The sequence below is a fragment of the Vibrio sp. FE10 genome (assembly GCF_030297155.1).
Taxonomy (GTDB): domain Bacteria; phylum Pseudomonadota; class Gammaproteobacteria; order Enterobacterales; family Vibrionaceae; genus Vibrio; species Vibrio apostichopi.
Genome location: NZ_AP028067.1, coordinates 1,187,606 through 1,211,095, shown reverse-complemented (window position 1 = coordinate 1,211,095; position 23,490 = coordinate 1,187,606). Strand labels below are relative to the sequence as shown.

Genomic DNA, 23,490 nt, shown 5'->3' with positions numbered 1-23,490 from the left:
AGTGTCTTTTATTAACAGCACATCATGTACTGCATTGGCGTGTGACCAAATCAAACGCTGTCTTTACCGGCTGCGTTTGGTTGGCAAGTAAGCGAGATTAAAGACCCAGTAGGCTCTTAGATTGTTGCTTACGGATTTCAGTCTCATCAGCCCATTCAATTAAGCCAGACTCAAGATCCATTAGACGCATGGTCATTTTGTAGTATACGTCTTCATCGCTACCGTCTTTCTTCACGATGCTTGATAGGTTGCCGTACAACATGTACTGAGCGCCAACCATTTTACCAAACTGGATTGCTGAGCTTTGGTTTACTAGCTCATCATTGTTTTGGAAGTTCAGTTGGTCACGAACAGACTCTACACGGTCCATATCAACGAAACGGAACTTACCAGAGTTCAGCATTTTAGTACTGATCGTGTCAGTGATTGACTCAGTATCGATGTGCTCACTGGTTTTGTTCTTGATGCGTTCTACGAATACGATTGGACGCTGCTCACGTGTGATGTAAGAAACAGAACCAGAAGCCATCATGCTATCGACCATTTCGCCAGCAATCGTTTGAAGATCTGTTGAACCGAAATCGATTGTTGTGGTTTCTACTGCTTGTGCATCACCGTAGCTTACCTTGTTTGAACAACCGCCTAAAATAACCGCTAAACCTAGTAGCGCAATGACACTCTTTTTCATTTTGTTTCCTCAACTTATCACTGAGCGGGGTTACCCTCACTCTTAAATTCTTATGTTAGCGAATCAATAAATCCGCTTACTGCAGCCCGAATCGATATTAACTCGAGCTCACTTTAACTATATCTATTCTCGTAGAGCTTACTGCTCTCGGAACTGGACTCGGAACTGAGTTGCTTTCGGGTTTACCGACACTTCCGACAACGAAATACTTTCAAAGCCACGAACAATCGCTTGCTTCCAAGGGCCTTGCTTTAGGTTGACCTCAAGCCCAGCATCGTCGTACCAGTAGAAACGATAAAGGATATGTTGATCGCCTTTATAGTTACTGTTTAAACGAACAATACCTCTTGTGTGACCATCAATTTGATCAGTGCGGATATCATCAACTACAAGTCGACTGCCTAGCACGTTGTCACCAAAGAATACGTTTTGAGTTAGGCTATCAACCCTTACGCCTGCTGTGTTATCAGCACAACCAGCCAGAGCGATGACCGCTGCTACGCTCACTAACCACTTTTTCATTACAGCCTCCCTAGCTGTTTATGCCACATTGTTGCGTTATTGCCTTGTCGAGAAATCCAAACCAAGGTGGTCTGCCCTTCTCTAATATCAAAGTCATACGTTTTAGCACCCGCTTCTAACGTATATTGACCGCTGTTTGCTACAAACGTGCTGCTCTTGATCTCTGCAGGTAAAGATTGCCAGCTGCGCGTGTCTGGTTGCTCCGTAAAGGTATTCCAGACATTGAACAGAATGTTACCCACATCGTTGCCTTGGGTCGCTTCTTTACGAATGCGATCTTTCGCGACGACACGCAGTGCTTGGCGAATAACAATACTCGTCATGCGCTCAGATAAATCGTTTTGAGCCATCGCGTTTACATCCGTGATCAAGTGTTCTTGTAACGGCTGCCCACTGATTCGTAAGGCAGAAAAACGCTCTACGTTTTGGCTCGGGTAATATGGCAGCGCCAGAGAATATATTGCACCTTGATCGCGACTGTCATAAATAGGTAAATCTAAACGCCAACTGTCCATGGCTTGAACAGCGCTCTGCTCTTGAAGCACAATCACACGGCCTTGACCGCTGCCAATCTTAGAAGATTGTTTGTAGCGTTTTTCAAGTGTCGCTAAATCTTGTCGCATTCCTAAACGAGCGGCTGTTGCCATCGTTCTATCAATAATTTCTTGGTTCTCTGGCATCACAGCCAAAGCACGTCGATAGTCTACATAAGCGCTGTTTAAGTCGTTTGAAGCTTCATAAAGCAGACCCGATAAAAACATCAGATACGCGTTTTGTACTGACTGCAGCTTTTTACCCGCGTCTGGGTAATTCGCAAGGATACTACCCACATTGGCAGACAAACCCTGCTTCTTCGCATCGTTGGCTGCACTTTCTAATTCAGCTTCACGTTGCTTCTTCGCTTGTTCTTGAACTTGGTTGGCGCGACGCATTTCGATCACCGCACCTTCTAAGTCGTTCTTCTTGAGATAATTTAAACCGAGATAGAGATGAAGAAAGCCTAACTCGTAATCAGGCGGTACATACTCGGTAATATTATCGTTCACAGCCAACGCACCCACACTGGTTGCACTGTCTGAAATAGAAATCACGGCTTTGCTTTGTTGATCTTTTACTGCCTGATCAGCCAATTCAAACGAAGACTTACTCTCAGGGTATTTTTGATCCAGCAGATTAATTCTGCCTCTTTCAAAGTTATCAAGGATATCGCCTGCTACGTAATCTGGTAACTCTTGTTGAGCCTCTGAATAATCCCCAGATTTCACTGCTTGATAGATATCTTTGTTTTGCGCGCTGTAATGACTGAACAGGCTACCTGCAGACATACTCGCACAACCCGCGGTCAACGCCGATAATAGGGCAATGGAAGCGAATCTTAACTGTTGCTTCACTTATCGTCTCCGTGCATGTTTAAAATGCCAACTTTGTTAGGGTCTGTTGACCGTAGTCTCATTATCAAAACGAAACGTGTTGTTAAAAGGATCTCAGGCAAGTTGTTACCTGCTTAATTTAGCTCTGCCTAGGTGATGCCGATATTCAGACAACAGATAAAACTTAAAGTTGGCATACAAACAACAAATTTTCCAACTGGCTGTTTATGTTAGTTAACCCATTAACTTGTATTAACGAGCTCATTAACTTTTTCGTTAGCGCATTAGCCTTTTAATTAGCTCATTAAAAGAGGGCCAAGCGGACGGCCACCCACTAAGTGCATGTGAATATGGTAAACCTCTTGGCCACCGTGAGAATTACAGTTCACGATAAGACGGTAACCATCTTCTGCGATGCCTTCTTCTTTCGCTAACTTACGGGCAACAGTAAACATACGTCCCATCATTGCTTCATCTTCCACTTCAACATCGTTGGTTGTTGGAATCAGCTTGTTAGGGATAATTAGGATATGGCTAGGAGCGCGAGGATTAATATCACGGAATGCCGTTACTAAGTCGTCTTGGTATAGCAGATCTGCTGGGATTTCTTTATTGATGATCTTACTAAAAATGGTTTCTTCAGCCATGTTTCTCTCCGATAAAACATTGAATTTTTAATGCTTTGAGTATGCGCTATGCCGCATCAAACCACAATAAATCTGCTCTAAAGCATAATAAAAAACACCGTTCAAATCAAAGAAAACGAGTCTTAGCTCTCAAGAATGGCATATTGGTTATAACCGAGCGTTATTTTTGACGAGTGCGTCATAAAATGCGTAAGCGGAGCTCAATAGAATGCTGACAATTTTGTTAGTTTTACTTTGACCTGACATTAGGTCTGCATTTTTATTAGGGAGAAAGCCATGAAGGGATCTGTGATCAAGCGTATGTACGCTGGTTTCGCACTGATCATCATCATGTTCGCAGTCACGATAACCATCATGATGAACAGCATGAATCAGATACACAGCAATTTTGAGAGTGTCTCAGAAACCTCATTACCGCTTGTTGCGCTTTCAAATCAAACAAGTGTCCAATTGCTCTCTGCTGATAAGTCATTCAAAGACTTCTTAACCACACAAAACGCTGAACGTATGGCTGCAATGCGTTCAACATTTGCCGAATCACAAGACGCTTTCTCTGAAGTATTAGGAAGATTAGAAGCCGCGAGTGAAGACAACATCACTCTCGTTGAGCGTATTACTCAGTTAAGAGCCATGGAAGAGCGCTACTTTACTGAAGCCGCAGAAGCGATGACCAACTATGTGGCAATGTTCGAAGCACAAGAACAAGTACAAAAAGCATCGCGTGATTTCCAGCGCTTACATTCTGAATTAACAGTCGGAATGAAAGAGTACGTTGCCGACCAAAAAAGCATCTCTGTAAAAGTTATGGCGAAAAGCTACTTCATCAAACTACAAGACGCTGAAGTAATCACTTCAGATGCGCTAGCAAGCTCTGATGTGGCATTCGTGCAAAAAGCCGTAAACCAAAACAAGAAGGCCGTGACTCACCTAAACTACGCATACCGTGGTTTAGCGACACAACTGCCTGCGCTTAAAAATGTCTTCGATGAATCGGTTCAGAAATTCACCAAAGACGTTGGCCAGAAAGGCGGCGTACTAGATAAACACAACAACTACCTGCAAGCGAAACAAGCGCTGTACGTCAACATCGCAAACCTAGCCGTTGAAGTTGACCAAGCGATGGCGGTGTTGGATTCATTCAACGTGACTGCTGAAGAGCAACTCAACGCATCTTTAGCTGACGCAAGTAGCATCTACGACAAAGGCCTCTTCAACGCAATTGCGATTGGTATTGTTGTTACCGTATTTGCAGCCGCGATTGGTTACCACATTGCACACAGTGTAAGAGAGCCATTAACTCGCATTCTAGGCACATTAGAAGGCCTGACTGAAGGCGATATGACTCAGCGTATCGATATTCGTTATGACAACGAATTCAGCCGAGTGAGCCGTCACATCAACACCTTAGCCGACAATCTACGCAATATTCTGGTGAAGCTGAATGACGCTTCCGATGACTTAACTAAGACTGCCAGCGTAAACCAAAAAACCTCTACAGAAACGCAGGCTCAACTGAACAGCCAACGCGAACAAACGGCAACTGTCGCGACTGCGATGACAGAAATGTCTCATTCAGTACAAGAAGTGGCAAACAGTGCGCAAAGCTCATTAACCATGGTTCAACAAGTGGAATCAGCTTCTGAATCTGGTCGTCAAATCATGAACACCAACATCAGTACCATTAACCAACTTGAGGCCCGCTTGACCGAATCTGTAGGTGCGGTAGGCGAACTACAACAGATGAGTAGCCAGATTGGTTCTATTCTCGATGTTATCCGCGGGATTGCCGAGCAAACCAACCTACTCGCACTAAATGCAGCGATCGAAGCGGCGCGTGCCGGTGAACAAGGTCGTGGTTTTGCCGTGGTTGCCGATGAAGTTCGAGTGCTTGCACAGAAGACGACACAATCAACGTCTGAAATCGAGACGATGATCAGTAACCTGCAATCAAGTTCGAAAACGGCAAGCAACGTCATTGAAAGTTGTATGAGCGATATGGACATGTCGGTTCAACAAGCTTCAAGCGCAAACAGTGCCATGGAAGAAATCCAAGCATTGATTCTAGAAATCAGCCATATGAGTACACATATCTCTCAAGCAGCCGCTGAGCAGAGTGAAACTTCTGGCGATATAGCGCGCAACATCGAAGACATCAACCACATTGCAGATGCAAGTTATCAAGCAATGTCATCGATTGCAGAAGCGAGCCAAAACCTAACGATTCTGGCAAATCAGCAAGGTGATTTAGTTCATCAATTCAAGCTATAGGTAGCTGAGAAATTGATAGATATTTAGTGAAAATATTGGGACTTATTACCCAATAGTGGTAACTATTTGAACAAGGGCAACTTTTATCAAGGGTTGCCCTTGTTTTTTATGATCTTTGTCATTATATGATTATTAAGGCTTGCTGCTTCCCGTTTTTTTCTTTCACCTTTATGAGCGAGCCGCTATTAAGGAATTTATATGGCTGTTCATGTTGGCATTATCGATCAAGACCCCATTCGCTTGATCACTCCACTACTCGATAACCGAACGATCAGCACTCATATCGTGTTTATCGGCGACAAGAATCAAGTCAGTATGTACCAACGCTTAGACAGCGTTTTGCAGAAGCGCGACATTACCAGTGAGTTTTTCGAGATTCCAACCCTCGTAAATACATCTGCGATTAAAGCCTCTATCCAAACCCTTGCCGAAGACCTCAAAGCTCGTGGTGAAGAAGTGAAACTCAACGCGAGTTGTGGCCTTCGTCACCGCCTACTTTCTGTGTACGAAGTGTTCCGCACTTACCACTGGCCAATCTTTGTGGTTGAACCGAACAGTGACAAGCTGTGCTGGTTATACCCAAGTGGCAAAGAAGACGCACAAGTACAAGACCGTATTACCATCGACGACTACCTAACAGTGTTTGGTGCTCGTGGTGAATTCAGCGATGTACAACTGTCTCCGCAACTTGATCAGAAACTGTATGAACTGGGCGAACGTTGGGCAAGTAACGCATTAGAGTTAGGCCCAGGCCTCGCAACATTGAACTACCTTGCAACAACCTGCCGTAAAGAACAGAAGCTCGATGTTGGCTTGTCTGAAAAACAACAAGGTTACCGAGAGCTCAACATGTTATTGAGTGATTTAGTTGAAGCGAAGATTGCCACTTATGACAATGGTATTTTGACGTTTGCCAATGAAGATGCACGACGTTTCTCTAACGGCGAATGGCTAGAGACTCTGGTTCACAGCACAGTTAAACAAATCCAAGATGACATGCCGACCATTCAAGATCGCTCTTTGAATGTTCAAGTTTACCGCCAATTAGGTGAGCGTGAAGTTCGTAATGAGCTTGATGTTGCTTCTGTCGTGAACAATAAGCTCCACATCATCGAATGTAAGACCAAAGGCATGCGTGATGATGGTGATGACACCTTGTACAAGCTGGAGTCGTTGAGAGACCTATTAGGTGGCCTACAAGCACGTGCTATGCTGGTGAGCTTCCGCCCTCTTCGTCATAATGACATCACACGAGCTGAAGACCTTGGCCTTGCGTTGATTGGTCCTGACGAATTGAAGGATCTGAAAACACACCTAACGGCATGGTTTACCGCAGCCGGTGGTGATGAAGATTTAGAGTGCTAACAACCAATAGACTCTTGAGAGCTGAACGCTCTTAAGTAAATCTAAAAAGGCGAATGACGATTAAGTCACTCGCCTTTTTTGTTCTCTAGCTATTTATCGGTTTCGATCGGTTTTCATCTTTTAACTATTTATGTTTCTGATTTCTTTGCCCCATAAAAAATGGCCGCATCATTCGATGCGGCCATTTTTAAATCTTGGAAACAGACTTAATGCATTTTAAAACTTAAAGCATTTTACGAGCAGCTTCTACAACCACTTTGATTGAACGAGCTTCTGTTACTTTTAGCGTTTCGTGATCAGGCGTCTCTTTTTGAGTACGGTTGATGATTACACCAGCAACACAACCTGCTTTCAGACCAGAACTTGCACACATAGTTAGCAGTGTTGCAGATTCCATCTCGAAGTTTAGAACGCCCATGTCTTGCCATTCTTGCATAGAACCTTGGAAACGCTTAACAACGCGACCAGAGAACGTGTCGTAACGCTCTTGACCTGGGTAGAACGTATCGCTTGATGCCGTTACACCCATGTGAACTGTTGCACCTGATTCGTCAACTGCCGCTTTCATTGCTGTTGCTACTTCAAAGTCAGCAACTGCTGGGAACTCCATTGGAGCAAAGTGCAGGCTAGCGCCGTCTAGACGAACAGAACCAGTAGAAACGATCATGTCACCCACGTTTACGTGTGGTTGGATAGCACCAGTAGTACCAACACGAAGGAAAGTGCGAACACCCAGTTGAGCTAACTCTTCTACAGCGATAGACGTTGATGGACCACCGATACCTGTTGAACATACAACAACTGGCTTGCCGCCTAGTTCTGCGCGGTAAAGTGTGTATTCACGATGGCTAGCAAGAAATACTGGATTCTCCATCTCTTCTGCAATTTTTTGTACACGAGCAGGATCACCAGGGATGATCGCAAGAGTAGCACCGTTAAGATCTGCTTCAGTAACACCTAAATGGAAAACAGCTTGAGACATAGTTCGCTCCTTTTGGCTTATTGGGCTTTTTACCCTTATTTAAGCTCATAGTAAATTCGTGGGGTACGAACACACTCTAACCAAGCTCATTACAAAATGAAGTGACGCGCGTCACACCAATGATCGCAACAAGATTTCAAGTTTCACGAAAAACCGATTGGCATCACAAAAATAAGCAATCCATACGCCTACGTTGCATACTAATGAGACAAAAAACGCCTTTAGCTTATTAAGACTAAAGGCGTTTATTGGCATCAAAATAGTGGATATGAGCTAGAAGTGCTTAATCCGCTTTAGATTTGAATCGCAGCAATCGCAGTGCGTTCAATGTGACCAATGCCGTCGCACCACTATCGGCTAATACCGCAACCCACAAACCGGTAATACCCAGTAAGCTGGTCACCAAGAACACACCTTTCAAACCAAGTGCAAGTGCGACGTTTTGGCGAATGTTATTCATGGTCGCTTGCGACAGTTCAATCATCGCGGGTAGCTCAGTTAAACGGTTGTGAGTTAGTGCTGAATCTGCCGTTTCAAGCGCAACATCAGTACCACCACCCATAGCGATACCCACGTTAGCGGTTTTCATCGCTGGCGCATCGTTGATGCCGTCACCGACCATTGCAACATGCGACTGTTGAGATAACTCTTCAACATAGGTCACCTTGTCGCTTGGCAGTAGGCTCGCTTTGTATTGCATACCAATTTTGCGACTGATCGCTGCCGCACTGCGCGGGTTATCACCCGTCAGCATGATAGATTGAATGCCCAGATCGTTCAGTCGTTCAATCGCAACTTTCGCATCACTACGCAAGGTATCTTGCCAAGCAATCAGACCAATCACTGTCGCTTGCTCTTGAAGCTCTTCTTGATGTGTAACCTCTAGAGCAAGAACCACCGTCTTTCCTTCGCCTTCAAGGGCTTCAACTTTTGCCACTACTTCAGAAGCGAGGTCAAACGAGACTTTAGACGGTGCGAGAACTTGGTATTTAACACCATCAACATCGCCTTCAACACCACTGCCGATCAACGCCTTCTTATTTTGAGATTCTGGAATTTCAATGTTCAACTCTTTGACCTTGGCAACCAGTGACTGCGCCAATGGATGAGTAGAACCCACTTCAATTGCACCCACTACGCGTAGCATTGCGTCTTGCTGCCAATCAGATAGAGGCTGAATATCGGTAACCTGAGGCTTACCCTCCGTCAATGTGCCCGTTTTATCAAAAGCAATAGTTTGAATTTTACCAAGCTGTTCTAGTGCCGCTCCGCCTTTGATCAGCGCACCGCGTTTTGCGGCTGCTGCCAAACCAGAAGTAATTGCTGCTGGCGTAGAGATAACCAATGCACAAGGACAAGCAATCAGTAATAAGGCTAGGCCACGATAAACCCACGTTTCCCAAGGTTGAGCAAACAACAGTGGCGGCGTGATGATCACCAACAGCGCAACAACCATCATCAATGGGGTGTACCAACGGCTGAATTTATCTAAGAAGCGCTCCAGTGGTGCCTTGCGAGATTCGGCTTCTTCTATCAGGTGTAGAATACGGTCAATCGCATTCTCGCCCTGCTTTGAAGTAATCATAATACGCACGACTTTATCAACCACCACGGCGCCAGCCATGATGTTGTTACCTTCGATGTGTTCAACTGGGATAGATTCGCCCGTTAAAGCACTTTCATCAAAGCTTGCAGCATCGGTGATTAACTGGCCATCAGCAGGCAGGCGAGAGCCAGCTGCAACTTCGATGACATCGCCAGGAACAAGATCGCTAACTTCTACTTCAACACGTTCGCCGTTAATAATCTTGGTCGCATTCTCCGGGACGAGTGCCATTAAGGCTTGAACACCACTTCTTGCTCTCGACGACGCAAAAGCTTCTAAACGTTCACCGATCAAGAACAATAATAAAACCATCGCGGCTTCTGCGGTTTCACCAAGATATAGAGCGCCAAGAGCTGCGACACTCATTAGTGTTTCGATTGCAAAAGGTGTCCCTGAACGGGCAAGTTGAACCGCTTTTTTAGCAACAGGATAAAGCCCAAGTAAACAGGTAGCGACGAATAAGCCTTCGCTCAGTTGAGGCTGTGAACTTTTAAGTAAGGCGGCGATCAGCATAGAGACTGCAATCGCTATAATCTGCCAATTAGGTTGGATATGAGCTTGCCAAAAGGTCTCTGGTTGTTGTTTTTGTTTCTTGGAACCCACTTCCGTCAATGGGAAGCCCGTTTTGATAGAGACTTGTTCGATGGTTTCAGCAAGATTTTCACTATCGAATTTAACAACAAGCTTTTCGGTAGCGAATAAAACTTTAGCTTCAATAACACCTTCGATGTTACTGACTGCTTTTTCTATTTTTCGAGCACAAGCTGGACAGTCCATTCCCGAGACCAACCAACTTTTGGAAAATTGGGCGTTAAGAGACTCAGTTAAGGGTAGCCGGTCTTCTTCTCCACTGTCTGAACCACAACAACCATCTGCTGATGCAGAAGCCGTTGTAGAACTGCAGCATGATGATGACGAGCCTGCGGCGGTAATGCTGGTAATTTTAGGACTAGAACAGGTCACCCCAGTCGCTTGCGGTTGAACGTCCACTTTTGTTGAGCGGCACGCTGCATGTTTTGCGCACATAATGTATCTCCTTAATACTCAAAAAGCCTTAAGGTGGTTGCCAGTAGAATGAGCAACCAAACCTTAAGTTCCTTAAAAGTATAAACCTTGGAGGTAACTCCAAGGTCAAGAAGAAGTTATCAATCTCTTCGATTTTTTATCGAAAGCCATTGATGTTCTTACATAGTGTTACTGCGGCTTAAGCTCAGTAGCCTCTTCTCTATTCGCTGATACATCATCAATCAGAACCGCATCATGCGAACAGAAAGGTTGAGTGTTCAAGCTGACAATCGATACATCGTCTTCGACTGGGTCGATTTGAGATCCCGCCATCAGTTCAGCAACATGATAACGCAATACCAAAATACCAAGCAGACCAAATACGATGTTACCTAACGCCTGACCATACAATACGCCCAGAGCGCCATACCACTGCGATCCTAAATAAACAAATGGCAGAGTCCCTAATGTCGCTTTGCCTAAGTTCAACGCCGTTGAATACAGCGGTTTACCTAAGTTATTAAACGACGTATTAGCGACAAAGAGTGCGCCATTGAATGTGAAGGTCAAAGCAACATAGGTACAGAAAGCCTCGACAATAATGGCCGCATCACCTTGTAGGCTGAAACCTTGAATGATGTAGTCTTGAACCAAGTACAAAAGAATACAAACAGCGATGGTATAAACCGTGGTCACCAACAAGGAGTTATTCAGCGTCTCTTTCACTCTGTCGACTCGATCAGCACCAAAGTTCTGCCCGATGATTGGGCCAACAGCGCCAGAAAGCGCAAATATCACCGCGAAACACACTGGAGTCAGACGGCCAATCACCGCGAAACCAGCAACGAAATCTTCGCCATATTGGGCAATACCCGTGGTAACAATCGCATTACCAATAGGTGTAGCGGTATTGGTAATAATTGCAGGAATAGCAATCGCAAGAATCGGACGAATATTAAGACGCCACTGCACCATCGAGGGCGGAGCCACTAGCTGATGGCTGCGTATTAACGGATACAGTGAGAAAAAGAGAACTGAGAAACGCGCAATAACAGAAGCAATCGCAGCCCCTTCGATATTCCAGCCAAAACCAAAAATGAAGAGAGGGTCTAAGATTGCGTTAACAATACCACCAGACAAGGTTGCCCACATCGAACGCTTGGCATCCCCAGCAGCTCTCAAACCTGCCCCCGCAGCCATGGCCAACGCTAACAGTGGCCCACTCGGCAACAAGATTTGCAGATAGGCCTGTGCACGTTCGGCAGCCACACCTTTGGCTCCAATCGCGGCCAATAGCTCTGGGATATGCGCAAACATGATCGCGGTAACCGTTGAACTAATCACAAATGCGGTCAGCATGATACTGGTGCTTAAGTTTCGGGCTTGGTCTCTATTTTTTGAGCCAATCGCTTTAGAAACCAAGGCTCCCATTGCAATAGAGGTACCAATCGACACTGAGGTTGAGAAGAAAGTTAAGGTACCTGCAAAACCCACTGCCGCCGCCAATTCGACTTGACCGAGCATACTGATAAACAGCATGTCGAGTAAATCGACGACAAACAACGCCATCAAACCGACAGAGCCAGCTCCCGACATCACCAATATGTGGCGCATCGTTGAACCTTCTACAAACTTTGCAGTTTGATTTGACATGAAACCTCCAAAAGCTGAAACACCACACACTAGAGCTCAATAGGCTTGGGATAGACAAATGCCGATCTACAAAAACAGGTCTATAAAAGCTTACTTACAAAACCTGACCTACCCAGAAAAGCTCTACACAGAAAAAAGGCGCTAGTGCGCCTTTTGTCAATTGTTGGTGTTGAGAAAAATAATCGTTCTTATCACTACTATACAGGATGTTTGAAACATTCATCCAGGTTCTTGCCGATTGCTCTTAAAACATCGGTTCGAGTGATGATCCCAACCAGCTTTCTATTATCGATAACCGGGTAAGCTTTTGGTTTACCTACTTGCATCATGTCAGCCAACTCAATAATGGATAGCTCAGGTGACACGGACAGTACCTCTTGGTACATGCAGTCACCTACAATGTGTGTGTCCTGACAGAAGTAACTCACCTTAACCAACTTCTCTAGTAGATCTTGCTCAGATAAAAACCCAATCACTTGTTCTGTTTCATCGATAACAGGGCCACCCATATGGTGACTCTTCATCACTCGATCTAACGCTAGGCTTAACGGCATATCAGGAGTGAATGTCACAACCTGCTGCGTCATGTAATCTTTCACTTTTATTGAATGCATTGCGTTCTCCCTAAATACTTTCCGATAGTTCTTTTCTATCTCGTTAACTTAATTGTTGTCTAAAATCTTGATTTTACTAAATGGATTTCAACAATTTTATTGATAGGTAAAACCTTACAAGCCCCTAAAACGAGACGGTAAAAGGCTCGAGCGTGTTTTTATGAGTCAAAAAAAAGAAAAAAAGAGCCCTTACAAAGCCTTACTTATTCTTTCTTAACCTTACTTAAGAGCACTAGCCTGAATGAACCAATCCTGTAACCTGCACCAAATAAATAATTTAAAAGTTACAATTGGGCCTTTTATGCAACACAACAAGAGCATGTACGCGTACATCTATTCAGGAAAAGACGGAACCGAGAACACATTGGTTGCAACCATCAATAATGAAGAGAAACCACTGATCTCTTGTTGCGCTGATGAGATAAAACGAATGTCTAGCTTGGCTATTGATCTGGCCTCAAAACACAACTTGAAAGTGAAGCTGGTCAAATACCAAAGAGAACAAGAGATCGACTTCGGATTATTCGTTAAATAGCCGACTCATCACTCATGCCACCGTCGATAAGGTTGCGGAGTATTGTCAATGACACATGAATACCGTATTTTATGAGCAGTTATTGAGTGGTAACCCAAGTAATGCCGAGTAGCCAAGGTTACCGACTTTGGTTACCCGCTTTACTCTTATCCAAACGGCCCACTATGACTTTGCTTCGTTCATCTCAAACCTATCTCGCTCACTCTTTATCTAAGCTAAAAAGCTACTTTGGCGATCTATTGGATTTCCAGTCCCGCATCTGGGTAATACACATCTTTGAAGACTCCATTACCGATCAGTCATTTGTGATTAATGAAGATGGTTTCAGTGAGCCGCTAGAATGGATGAAGAAACGCCACTATCAGCCTTCGATGTTAGAACGTGTAGAAAAGATGAAGATATCACAAGTGATTGAATTGAAATTTGAAGACAAAATGCATCGACTGATGCGAGTAAAGTAGCGTTTATTACTTGCCCACGAGTAGAAGCAGCCAGACACAAAAAAGGCCAGCAATCGCTGACCTTCTCTAAATAACTCTCAGAACCGCTATACACTTATGACCAAGTGCTAGCGAGCACAATACGCATCCCAAAGGCGGATGGCTTTTGTGTAGGCTTCGGTTTTATCGTGCGTTTCAGCGAAAAGAATCGCCGTCATGCTGTCGACAACAGTGTTTGCCATCAATTCCATCTCATCTTCCGGCGTACCTAGAACACACTCACTCGGCAATGAAATATCAGAGTTCATCATCTCTTCCCAATAGAAGGATTCAACCTTATCAGGAGAACTCATCCACACCGTTTGGCTAACCTTAGGGTTGTATTCCGACTCGCCGTTCATGCCTTTGAATGAAATCACCGAGTGGGATTTATTGCCAATCACATTCTCAACTTCTGCATGAAGTTGTGGGAAACCTGGGTGGAAACTGCCACGCAAACCTAAACGGCCACCGCCTGGATTCAATGCACGAACCACAGTATTGATTGGAGTACGTAGACCATAGCGGTGCTTCCAGCCAATCATGGTTTGAGCTTCAGGTGCGAAATTCGCCAAAGGCAAATAAGCAATACCATCCGCTTCTAGTATCTGTTTTGCATCTTGTGGGTCTTCCGCACGACGAACACCCACTAACTCCAAATGAGTCTCTGCGTGTGTGCGACCGCTTGGCTTATCCATATAGCCATGCATCAATACCTTGTAGCCATTGTCAGCTAAGATTTTTGCCGCCAGCAAATTCCAAGGCTTACCACTCGCGGTATCATTACGCTTACCGGCGTAGCAAGGCCAATCAATATCCGCACCCAAATCAGGCACGCGAGATTGGAAAGCTTTTACAAAGCCTGCGATCTCTTCATTGGTTTCATTTTGCACACGAATTAACATCAGTAGCATAGCCATTTGGTCGTCTCCGACCTCTCCGCTTAAATACTCATCCATGATGCGATAGGCTTGTTCGAACGATAAAGGCTTACGCCCTCTTTCCCCTCGTCCAACAGTACGAATACACTCTAAAATACTACTCATTGACTGTTAATTCTCTTCCGTCGATAACAATAAAAATTCAATCCTTCTTCGATTCTATGACACCCATAGCGCGTTGAAAAGCGATTCAATCACTCTCATAGCTATCCACCCTACTCTCATAGCTATCCACCCTACTCTCAAAGCTATCCATTTCCCTTATCCGAGCTAATAGTTAACGCAACCGTTAAGGTAACGGAATTCGAAAAGGAAACTCACTGGTGTTCTAAAAGTAAACTTCGTGGTGTAAAATTGGCGTAAGCAATGCTAACCGCACATATTGAGTAGTATCCAGATGACTGTAAAAAAAACACTGAGCCAAAGAAAACGCGAATCTATCGTGGCCGCTGCCATCGCAGAGTTTACCGAGCATGGCTACAAAGCCACTAGCATGGATAAGATCTCTAGCCGAGCAGAAGTTTCTAAGCGCACGGTTTACAATCATTTCGCCAGTAAGGAGCTGTTGCTAGATGAGATTCTCGACAGTATTTGGAGCAAAACGCTCGCGGCGACCCACTTCCCATATCAAGCGGAACAACCACTTGCTGAACAACTCGCTTCAATTGCCAATCAAGAACTTGAGCTTTTAGAATCAGAAGGCTTCATCGACTTATCTCGAGTGCTGTTTTCGGAATACTTCCACAACGCAGAACTGGCAAGTCAGGCAATGGAGAAATATTCCCAAGCTGAAAGTGGCCTAACTATCTGGATAAAAGCCGCATTGGCGGATGGCCGCTTAGTGGAGCTCGATCCATTGTTTGCCTCGACTCAGTTTATTGCTCTGCTCAAGTCGTTTGCCTTTTGGCCACAGATCATTGGTCATGCGCCCTCACCCGATGCACAACATAAACAAGTAATCATCAGTTCCAGTGTCGAGATGTTCCTGAAACAGTATCAAGCGTAATAAATGTTGAGCTCGGCTAAGTTTTGTTGGGTTTGATTAGAGATGCACAAACGAGTGAGGTATGATTCGCTTGCTTTACTCGTTTACCAAGACTAAGAATTCATGCCAAAGTTGATCAGTAAAATTTGGGTACACGCTTTCATGCTATTCGCTATGTTAATGGCCTCCATCAGTGTGGATAGCATCGCGAGTAACAATGTTGCGCTGGCATCTCAAAATCTATCAACGTCCATAAGCACCTCAACACCTTATTCAACAGCACAACCCAACATTGAACATCATTGTTGCGGTTCAGTCTGCTTGTTAAAAATGCCACCACTCATCGTTTCTGAGACATTCGACACTCAAATCGAGTCGTTGGCTTTAATCGAAAAAGAACCCTCACACAAAGCGATCATGTCGCCAAAAGCGCCATACCGCCCTCCTATTTCTTAATCGTTTGTCCTTTTTGGCACAACCTGCCACCACAATAAACGGCGTTATCGCTGTACACAATGACATCCGAATTTAGGAAATTACCCAATGAAAAAGCTATTTAGCCTATTCGCAGCTCTGATGATGAGCGCTTCTATTAATGCCGCTCAATTTGAAGAAGGCACTCACTATAAGATTCTTGATGTAGCAAAAGCCGACAAGCCCGTCGTGACTGAGTTTTTCTCGTTTTACTGCCCGCACTGTTACAAGTTTGAAGGGGTAATCAAATACCTTAAACAAGACCTTCCAGAATCGGCAGAATTCCAAAAAGTACACGTTGCCTTTATGGGTAACGACATGGCAGTACCTATGGCGAAAGCCTACGCCACCATGGTTGCTTTGGGTGCAGAAGAAAGCATGATTCCGGCAATGTTTGCTCAAATCCACGAGATGAGACAAACGCCAAAAGATGAATCAGAACTGCGCCAAGTGTTCATCAATAATGGCATTGATGCGAAGAAGTTCGATGCGGCTTACAACGGCTTTGCAGTGAATTCAATGCAAAAACGTTTTGATAAAGAGTTTGATGCGAGCACATTAACAGGGGTTCCTGGCGTACTGGTTAACAACAAGTACATCGTAAAACCAGAAAAAATCACCAGCTATGAAGAGTACAACCAGCTGGTGAACTATCTTCTGACGCTTTAATCAAAAGCGAAAGACTTTAAACCTCAAAAGCCAGCGACCTGTTCGCTGGCTTTCTTGTCTATATGTGTGAAGTGAGCTTGAGAACAGATGTTTGAAGATCACTCAAATCACCCTTGAATACACATCAGAATCACTGTGCACTGGCATCCGCTGTTATTTCTCATATACTGCAACCATATTTGGTCATTCACGACTCAGCAGTACTTCAACATTAGGTAACTTTATGATTACTCTTACCACTAACTTTGGCGACATCGAAATCGAACTCAACCTTGAAAAAGCGCCAGTAAGTTCAAAAAACTTCCTTAAATACTGCCAAGAAGGCTTCTATGAAGGCACCACGTTTCACCGCGTGATTGAAGGCTTTATGATTCAAGGTGGTGGACACACTATCGACATGACAGAGAAACCAACTCACGCACCTATCGTCAATGAAGCAAACCGTGGATTAAAGAACGTGATTGGCTCTGTGGCAATGGCTCGCACTGACGCACCGCACTCAGCAACAGCCCAATTCTTTATCAACCTTGACGACAATGATTTTCTTGATCATACCGCGACCAGCAACGCAGGTTGGGGTTACGCAGTGTTCGGTAAAGTATCGGCAGGCATGGACGTGGTTAACAAGATTGCTGTCGCTCCAACGACCACTCGCTGGGGACACGAAGATGTGCCGTGCGAAGATATCGTGATTTCAAAAGTCACTATTAACGACTAAAAGCTACTATTAACGACTAAATGGTATGACTGACGACTGAGCTTTATAGCTAACGGTTTAACTATAGATCTAGCGACTAAGCCGCCACAATCGGCCACCAAGAAACAACCTCAAATGGTGAGATCCCCTCTCACCATTTTTAATGTCCATGTTATCAATTGCACTTATTTTTGTACGGTATATTTCCAATACCTACCGTTCTCCTGCTATTAATCAGTATTCGTGACGTGTTATTATCGCCGCTCGCCGACTATGAAAGTTGAATGCGATTCACTATACATTGGACGTAACACCATACATGACTCGACACCCTTTTTTGACAACAGCCATTCTTTCGACTGTTGCCAGTTTCTCCAGTTCAGCTATTGAAGTTGATACGCGAGAGTCACAAGAACCTAAACTGGATGACCAATTTCGTGTCATTGCTATCCCCTTCTACGATCCAAGCGTCGATACTGGGATTTCAGTTGTTCCTATCTACAATTTTTACGCAGATGGTGAAACCAAAAACGCATCAACCTTATCGGCAACCCTGACTTATACCCAGAACGACAGCTACTACATAAAAGGTAATGCTGACCTGTTATTAAACGGTGATTCCTTGCGGTTCACTGGTGAAATAGGCTTCTCTAGCACCAACATAACACTGGTTGATCTTGTCGATACCAACCATCAAGAATACGCTTTCGATGGTGATTTTTATTTTAAGGTTTACGACAACATTTATCTGGGCACTGGGTTAAATTACTCTACCGCTCGCTATCTAGGGGAGACGCCTCGCGATGATCTTTTGCTTAAACTCACAGGGTTTAATGAAGAGTATGAAGCAGACATGGGAGCAAAACTTTCATTCTTATGGGACGAAAGAGAGCATTACTACTATCCGTATCACGGCTTCTTGTTTGAACTGACTTATGAAGATCATGGCGCTTGGTTAGGCAATGATGAAGATGCCACCTACTCTTCGCTGTTTTCTGACTACCGTTTTTTCTACAGCTTGACGCACAACGACAATCACATCATCGCAAGCCGATGGGTGACTCGATACCTACTCGATGCAGAAAATGCACCAAGCAGCGCATACAGTACTTATGGTCGACAAGGGCGAAACGTTCAACGGGGTTTTGTCGCAGGGGATCATATCGCCTCGCACATGACCAACCTTGAGATGGAATACCGCTACTCTATTTCTGGCTCATCGATTAACTTCTTGAATAACGTAGCCGTCGTTGGTTTAACTGGTGTGGGCAAGGTGTTTGGTGAAAGGCTCAACCCGAAAGACCCTTATCATAGCTTTGATGATGGCGATCTTCTGACCATGGTTGGCCTCGGATTACGTTATCGACTATTGCGCCAAGAACGTATCAACGTGCGCATGGACTTCACCTACAACAACGAAGATGAAGTTCTGGCGTATTTTAGTTTGGGTGAAAACATATAATTTAACCAAATTTCAGCTAAGCTCTAGCTTATTTACTTATTTACTTATTTACTTACAGCATCAAGCCTGTCGCGATTCGATTCGCACAGGCTTTGTTGTTTTTAAGCACCTCAAAATGACTTACCAACGTGAACGATAAGTACGATGACATGCTCGGCATGTGTTATTGGCCGCATCTAACCCACGCTCAGCCTTGCTAAGGTTCTGTTCGACACTCGCTTGCTTTAACTCTGTAAAACCTTGGTTCATCTGTAACATCAGTTGATTGAATTTCTCAGGCTTACTCCACACCGCTTCTGTTGCCTTACCGCCCGTGTCACTCAGCGCAAAACTGTTACTCAATACGATTCCGTGCTCAACCAAACTCTGGCTTAACTCCTCAACCTTCTTCCAATCTGCATTGCGGTTTCCTAATTCTGAAGACACTTGTTTATTGAGCTTTTCAATTGAGCTAAAAGCCTGCTGGCGATTGTTCACGGCTTCAGTTGCAGCAACAGCCATTACTGGCACGGCGATAAGTAAAGCGATAGTCAGTTTTTTCATAGTGTCATTCCTGTTCATTGGTCGGTTGATTTGTTGAGTTTTCAATCGTAATCGATGAGATGCATTTAATTTACACAACAACTGTTGCGTGCGCAACTGTTGTCTTGTAAATTAACCTCACTTTGAAAATGACAAGCAGGAAACTGAACAATGAAAATTTGGGATCTACCGACTCGACTCTATCACTGGCTGCAAGCCGCTCTGTTTATTGGCCTTGCTGTATCTGGCTTTAGTGGCAATGGCCCGCACATATATTTAGGGTTAGCACTGTTTAGTTTGATTCTGTGGCGCTTGATCTGGGGAATGATTGGCAGTGATACCAGCCGTTTTTCGCAATTTGTTAGTTCTCCTCGCTCTGCTTGGCAGTACTTACGAGGCCGAGTTCAACCTAAACCGGGGCACAATCCTCTAGGTGCTTGGATGGTTGTAGGCATGATCACTACGTTGTTCGTCCAATGCATGACTGGCCTCGGGATGGCGGGTTTCTTCGACACATTGCCGTATTCAGAAGTCATCATCACAGACGATGTCTTTGACCTATTCGTCACGCTTCATGCCATTGCCGCACGTATGTTAATCGCTTTTGTCGTGCTGCATTTATTGGCTATCTTGACCTACAAACTGCGCTCAAAGCCTTTGGTTCTCGCTATGATCACAGGCAAACAAAATCAATCGTTATCCACCGCTCATTTCGGAAATGGCACTCAATTGGCTTTTTCATCAAATAGAAAAGCGTTGTTGGTGCTAATTGCGTCGGTATTAGTTACGATGGCAATAGTTGTTATGTCATAAAAATTAGGGACTAACGAATGCCAGAAGAGTTTGATAGACAGAATAGTTTTGGATGGATGATCAATGTGATCGCCAACAAAGCGACCAAAGATTTCGACCTTGAGTTAAAGAAACACGGCTTAAGCATCGCATTGTGGCCAACCTTGATGTGTTTATGGGAAGAAGAAGGGGTTACCCAGCGTGATATTGCGGCGAAGTCTAAAGTAGAAAACTCAACGACAACACGAACATTAGATAAGTTGGAAAAGCTTGAACTGGTAGAACGTAGAGCTGACCCACACAGCCGACGCTCTTTTAGAATCTACCTAACAGAGAAAGGTAAAGCACTTGAAGAAGTGTTAATACCCATCCCAGTTAGGTTGAATGAAGAACTGATGGCAGCGCTTGATGCACAAGAGCAACAACAGATGATCGGCTTACTTAAGAAAATGGTCGCCGCTGTCTAGTTCAATAACTTAATAGCTCAATAGCTCATTAGCTCATTAGCTCATTAGCTCATTAGCTCACGCAGATGAAAGCACTTAGAAACTAGACATCAATAGACCCTCGCCTTAAACGAGGGTTTTATTTTCTTCGCGACCATTTGATATAGCAAAACAGTGAACCGATAATCACGGCCCCACCCAACAATTTCTGCATTTCTACCGTTTCTCCCAACATGCTGACACTGAGTAATAGTGTCCAGACTGGCTCTAGAATCATGATAAGCGCCGCCACTTCCATGTTCACTGAGTGCTGCCCTACCGTTTGCAATAAGTAACGAATAGAAGTCGCGATAACAGCAGACACAATAAACCAGAAGATGAGCGTTTTGGTGATTTCAAACTCCGGTTGAGCGGTCATAGACGCAAACGCCATCCCACTGATACCCACCACAAAAAGCTGTACGCAAATCGAAGCAATTGGCTTGATGTTAGTAATAACGCGCTTATTCATCACAAAATGGACAGAGAGCAACATTGAAGCCAATAGGAAGTAAATCTGACTTTGTTCAACGTGCCAACCGTTGGTTAGGGTAAGCAGTAACATACCCATGATCGCGATAGGAAATGATTTCCAAAATGCACGATTAGGCTTAACTCGGAACAGAATCCAAGAGACAAATGGCGCAATGATCATCGCCAAGCTCATGATGAATGCCCCTTCCGACAAGCTTTCTGTCACTGAGACCGCAAACACCCATACCTGCAATGAGGCTGACAACAATAAACCAACGCCACAAAGCGACAGGATCTGCTTGAGAGCTAGCTTGCGAATATGATGAATACAGAATGGCAGTAAAATCAGGCTCGCCACGAAAAATCGTACACCAATGAACACTGGCCCAGGCATTTCCATAACCACTAGCTTAGAGGCAATCCACCCAACACCCGCCAGCAAAGTGGCACACAAGAGGTAAAGCTCGCCACGCATTGCTTTTACGTTCATCATTTTTACTCGATCCAATAACAAAAAAAGCAACCTGACTCTGCAAGGTTGCTTTTTATAAACTCTTAACAGGATCGAGATACTATCTCAATACTCTGTTTCAGGCAGCAGTTTTTAGCCTGCGTATTCAGGGTAATCAGTTAAGCCTTTTTCAGCACCACCAAACAAGGTGTTTGGATCGTGCGGAGCCAGCGGAAAACCATTTTGAATACGAGCGGGTAAATCAGGGTTCGCAACGAACGGGCGACCAAAGCCAACCATGTCTGTTACGCCTTCAGCAACTGCTTGCTCGCCACGTTCGCTATCGTATTTGCCTGCATAAATCAGAACACCTTTGAACGCTTCACGAACGGCGGCTTTGAATGCTTTTGGCGTTTCAGGCGCGTCGTCCCAGTCTACTTCTGCGATATGCAGGTAAACGATCTTGTACAGATTTAGGAATGCTGCCGCTGCTGTGTAAGTTTCTACAGGCGTCGCATCAACCGTGCCATTTAGCGAAGTAAACGGAGCAAGACGAACACCAACACGCTCAGCGCCAATCGCTTCAACCATAGCTTCAACCACCTCACCGAGGAAACGTAGGCGGTTTTCAGTTGAACCACCGTATTCATCGGTACGGTTGTTTGCTTCAGAATCAATGAATTGGTTAATCAGGTAGCCATTTGCCGCGTGAAGTTCAATGCCATCAAAGCCAGCTTCGATTGCATTAAGCGCCGCTTGGCGATATTGCTCAACCACTTCTTTGATGTCTTCTTTGGTCATTTCACGAGGTTCAACCACATCAACAAAGCCCGGCTCATCAGTGCCGTTATCGATGAAGACTTTTACGTTTTCCGCTTTCATCGCAGAAGACGAGATTGGCTGTTCACCACCGATATTATCTGGGTGTGTTACACGGCCTACATGCCAAAGTTGAGCGAAAATAACGCCCTCTTTTTCATGTACTGCATCGGTTACTTTTTTCCAACCCGCGATTTGCTCTTCAGAGTAGATACCTGGTGTCCAAGCGTAACCTTGACCCAATGGTGAAATCTGTGTGCCTTCTGCCACAATCAAACCCGCAGAAGCGCGTTGAGCGTAGTAAGCCGCCATCATTTCGTTTGCTGAATTACCAGGTTGCGTTGCACGAGAGCGAGTCATCGGAGGCATAACAATACGGTTTTTTAGTTCGATGTTACCAAGTTGAATTGGTTGAAATAGTGCGTTTGTCATTGTCATTTCCTCGATTAACCTAGTTGAATCAGTTCGATTTGGTAGCCGTCTGGGTCAGTGATAAAAGCGATGTGTGTTGAACCGCCTTTTACTGGACCCGCTTCGCGAGTCACATTGCCACCCAGCGATTTAATCTTGTCACACGCCGCGTAAATGTCTTCCACACCCAATGCTAAATGGCCAAAAGCGTTACCCATTTCGTATTCGTTGGTATCCCAGTTATGAGTCAGTTCGATGGTTGTGCCGCCTTGCTCGTAACCAACAAAAACTAAGGTGTAGCGGTAATCGTTATTGTCATGGCGCTCAAGTTCTTTCATACCCAATACCTTGGTGTAGAACTCAATAGACTTATCTAGATCAGCAACTCGAATCATTGTGTGTAGGAATTTCATATTTCACCCTTTTTAGCCCAGCAACGTGAGCCGATATAATCGTGAGCGGAGGTTATCCACTTCTTTCTTAGGGTTAATATACGGACTGACAGCAAATAAATGAAATTATCAAAAATTCTCATTGTGATAATTTTTTGTTATGACGAACTTAATACAGATGA

General features: G+C 44.5%; 24 protein-coding genes. 11 read left to right on the top strand and 13 right to left on the bottom strand.

The genetic code is table 11. The annotated features are described in order from the left end of the window. Positions 1-97 precede the first annotated feature (97 nt). The 4 genes from lpoB to hinT all read right to left on the bottom strand — a co-directional run bounded on the left by lpoB (position 98) and on the right by hinT (position 3,227). Positions 98-688, bottom strand: coding sequence for a penicillin-binding protein activator LpoB (lpoB, locus tag QUF19_RS05560; protein WP_017107631.1), 591 nt, complete (start codon positions 686-688; stop codon positions 98-100). 138 nt (positions 689-826) lie between these two features. Next, positions 827-1,210 carry a YcfL family putative periplasmic lipoprotein gene (locus QUF19_RS05555; RefSeq protein ID WP_102433721.1) on the bottom strand — a complete coding sequence of 128 codons (384 nt, stop codon included), beginning with the start codon at positions 1,208-1,210 and terminating at the stop codon, positions 827-829. Further along, entirely contained in the window at positions 1,210-2,601 is a 1,392-nt protein-coding gene (locus QUF19_RS05550) for a COG3014 family protein (protein ID WP_286297191.1), read from the bottom strand. Before QUF19_RS05550 ends, QUF19_RS05555 begins: the two co-directional genes overlap by 1 nt. A gap of 275 nt (positions 2,602-2,876) precedes the next feature. Then, the gene (hinT, locus tag QUF19_RS05545) at positions 2,877-3,227 is read right to left on the bottom strand and encodes a purine nucleoside phosphoramidase (RefSeq protein ID WP_004736268.1); all 351 of its coding nucleotides are present in this window, start codon (positions 3,225-3,227) and stop codon (positions 2,877-2,879) included. Positions 3,228-3,503: 276 nt separating this feature from the next. On the opposite strand from hinT, the gene QUF19_RS05540 reads away from it, so the two are divergent. Continuing rightward, a complete protein-coding gene (locus QUF19_RS05540) occupies positions 3,504-5,495 on the top strand; it encodes a methyl-accepting chemotaxis protein (protein ID WP_286297124.1) in 1,992 nt (663 codons plus the stop codon). A 198-nt stretch (positions 5,496-5,693) separates the two neighbouring features. After that, on the top strand, positions 5,694-6,860 hold the full coding sequence (locus QUF19_RS05535; protein WP_286297122.1) for a DUF1887 family protein: 1,167 nt from the start codon (positions 5,694-5,696) through the stop codon (positions 6,858-6,860). A gap of 223 nt (positions 6,861-7,083) precedes the next feature. Here the strand turns inward: QUF19_RS05535 and udp are convergent, their stop codons facing one another. From udp to QUF19_RS05515, 4 genes are all read right to left on the bottom strand, one after another. Further along, positions 7,084-7,842: a uridine phosphorylase gene (gene udp, locus QUF19_RS05530; RefSeq protein WP_286297120.1), complete on the bottom strand. Its 759-nt coding sequence runs from the start codon at positions 7,840-7,842 to the stop codon at positions 7,084-7,086. A gap of 283 nt (positions 7,843-8,125) precedes the next feature. Next, the gene (locus tag QUF19_RS05525; protein WP_286297119.1) at positions 8,126-10,474 is read right to left on the bottom strand and encodes a zinc/cadmium/mercury/lead-transporting ATPase; all 2,349 of its coding nucleotides are present in this window, start codon (positions 10,472-10,474) and stop codon (positions 8,126-8,128) included. Between the two features lie 168 nt (positions 10,475-10,642). Beyond that, a complete protein-coding gene (locus QUF19_RS05520) occupies positions 10,643-12,106 on the bottom strand; it encodes an MATE family efflux transporter (RefSeq protein WP_286297118.1) in 1,464 nt (487 codons plus the stop codon). A 197-nt stretch (positions 12,107-12,303) separates the two neighbouring features. Further along, a complete protein-coding gene (locus tag QUF19_RS05515) occupies positions 12,304-12,720 on the bottom strand; it encodes a CBS domain-containing protein (RefSeq protein WP_017109961.1) in 417 nt (138 codons plus the stop codon). Positions 12,721-13,021: 301 nt separating this feature from the next. Between QUF19_RS05515 and QUF19_RS05510 the strand changes: the two genes are divergently transcribed. After that, positions 13,022-13,255: a hypothetical protein gene (locus QUF19_RS05510; RefSeq protein ID WP_102433727.1), complete on the top strand. Its 234-nt coding sequence runs from the start codon at positions 13,022-13,024 to the stop codon at positions 13,253-13,255. Between the two features lie 164 nt (positions 13,256-13,419). Beyond that, the gene (locus QUF19_RS05505) at positions 13,420-13,716 is read left to right on the top strand and encodes a hypothetical protein (protein WP_286297114.1); all 297 of its coding nucleotides are present in this window, start codon (positions 13,420-13,422) and stop codon (positions 13,714-13,716) included. Between the two features lie 107 nt (positions 13,717-13,823). Here the strand turns inward: QUF19_RS05505 and QUF19_RS05500 are convergent, their stop codons facing one another. Then, positions 13,824-14,780: a glycosyl transferase family protein gene (locus QUF19_RS05500; protein ID WP_286297113.1), complete on the bottom strand. Its 957-nt coding sequence runs from the start codon at positions 14,778-14,780 to the stop codon at positions 13,824-13,826. Between the two features lie 292 nt (positions 14,781-15,072). On the opposite strand from QUF19_RS05500, the gene QUF19_RS05495 reads away from it, so the two are divergent. The 5 genes from QUF19_RS05495 (at position 15,073) to QUF19_RS05475 (ending at position 18,962) form a co-directional block, all read left to right on the top strand. Further along, entirely contained in the window at positions 15,073-15,681 is a 609-nt protein-coding gene (locus tag QUF19_RS05495) for a TetR/AcrR family transcriptional regulator (RefSeq protein ID WP_102433730.1), read from the top strand. A 102-nt stretch (positions 15,682-15,783) separates the two neighbouring features. Beyond that, positions 15,784-16,116 (top strand): hypothetical protein, encoded by a 333-nt coding sequence (locus tag QUF19_RS05490; RefSeq protein ID WP_286297111.1) that lies wholly within the window; start codon positions 15,784-15,786, stop codon positions 16,114-16,116. Between the two features lie 87 nt (positions 16,117-16,203). Further along, complete coding sequence (locus QUF19_RS05485) at positions 16,204-16,803, top strand: thiol:disulfide interchange protein DsbA/DsbL (protein ID WP_286297110.1); 600 nt, start codon at positions 16,204-16,206, stop codon at positions 16,801-16,803. Positions 16,804-17,026: 223 nt separating this feature from the next. After that, entirely contained in the window at positions 17,027-17,521 is a 495-nt protein-coding gene (locus tag QUF19_RS05480; protein WP_286297106.1) for a peptidylprolyl isomerase, read from the top strand. Positions 17,522-17,819: 298 nt separating this feature from the next. After that, a complete protein-coding gene (locus QUF19_RS05475; protein WP_286297104.1) occupies positions 17,820-18,962 on the top strand; it encodes a BamA/TamA family outer membrane protein in 1,143 nt (380 codons plus the stop codon). 120 nt (positions 18,963-19,082) lie between these two features. Here the strand turns inward: QUF19_RS05475 and QUF19_RS05470 are convergent, their stop codons facing one another. After that, positions 19,083-19,505: a cytochrome c gene (locus QUF19_RS05470; RefSeq protein WP_286297102.1), complete on the bottom strand. Its 423-nt coding sequence runs from the start codon at positions 19,503-19,505 to the stop codon at positions 19,083-19,085. A gap of 150 nt (positions 19,506-19,655) precedes the next feature. On the opposite strand from QUF19_RS05470, the gene QUF19_RS05465 reads away from it, so the two are divergent. Both QUF19_RS05465 and QUF19_RS05460 read left to right on the top strand, forming a co-directional pair. Further along, positions 19,656-20,297, top strand: a complete 642-nt coding sequence (locus QUF19_RS05465; RefSeq protein ID WP_286297098.1) for a cytochrome b/b6 domain-containing protein — start codon at positions 19,656-19,658, stop codon at positions 20,295-20,297. A gap of 17 nt (positions 20,298-20,314) precedes the next feature. After that, entirely contained in the window at positions 20,315-20,743 is a 429-nt protein-coding gene (locus QUF19_RS05460) for a MarR family winged helix-turn-helix transcriptional regulator (RefSeq protein ID WP_286297097.1), read from the top strand. Between the two features lie 118 nt (positions 20,744-20,861). Here the strand turns inward: QUF19_RS05460 and QUF19_RS05455 are convergent, their stop codons facing one another. From QUF19_RS05455 to gloA, 3 genes are all read right to left on the bottom strand, one after another. Further along, positions 20,862-21,728 (bottom strand): DMT family transporter, encoded by an 867-nt coding sequence (locus QUF19_RS05455; protein WP_286297095.1) that lies wholly within the window; start codon positions 21,726-21,728, stop codon positions 20,862-20,864. Between the two features lie 111 nt (positions 21,729-21,839). Then, positions 21,840-22,937 (bottom strand): alkene reductase, encoded by a 1,098-nt coding sequence (locus QUF19_RS05450; protein ID WP_286297094.1) that lies wholly within the window; start codon positions 22,935-22,937, stop codon positions 21,840-21,842. Positions 22,938-22,951: 14 nt separating this feature from the next. Then, positions 22,952-23,329: a lactoylglutathione lyase gene (gene gloA / locus QUF19_RS05445; RefSeq protein ID WP_048658258.1), complete on the bottom strand. Its 378-nt coding sequence runs from the start codon at positions 23,327-23,329 to the stop codon at positions 22,952-22,954. Positions 23,330-23,490 lie beyond the last annotated feature (161 nt).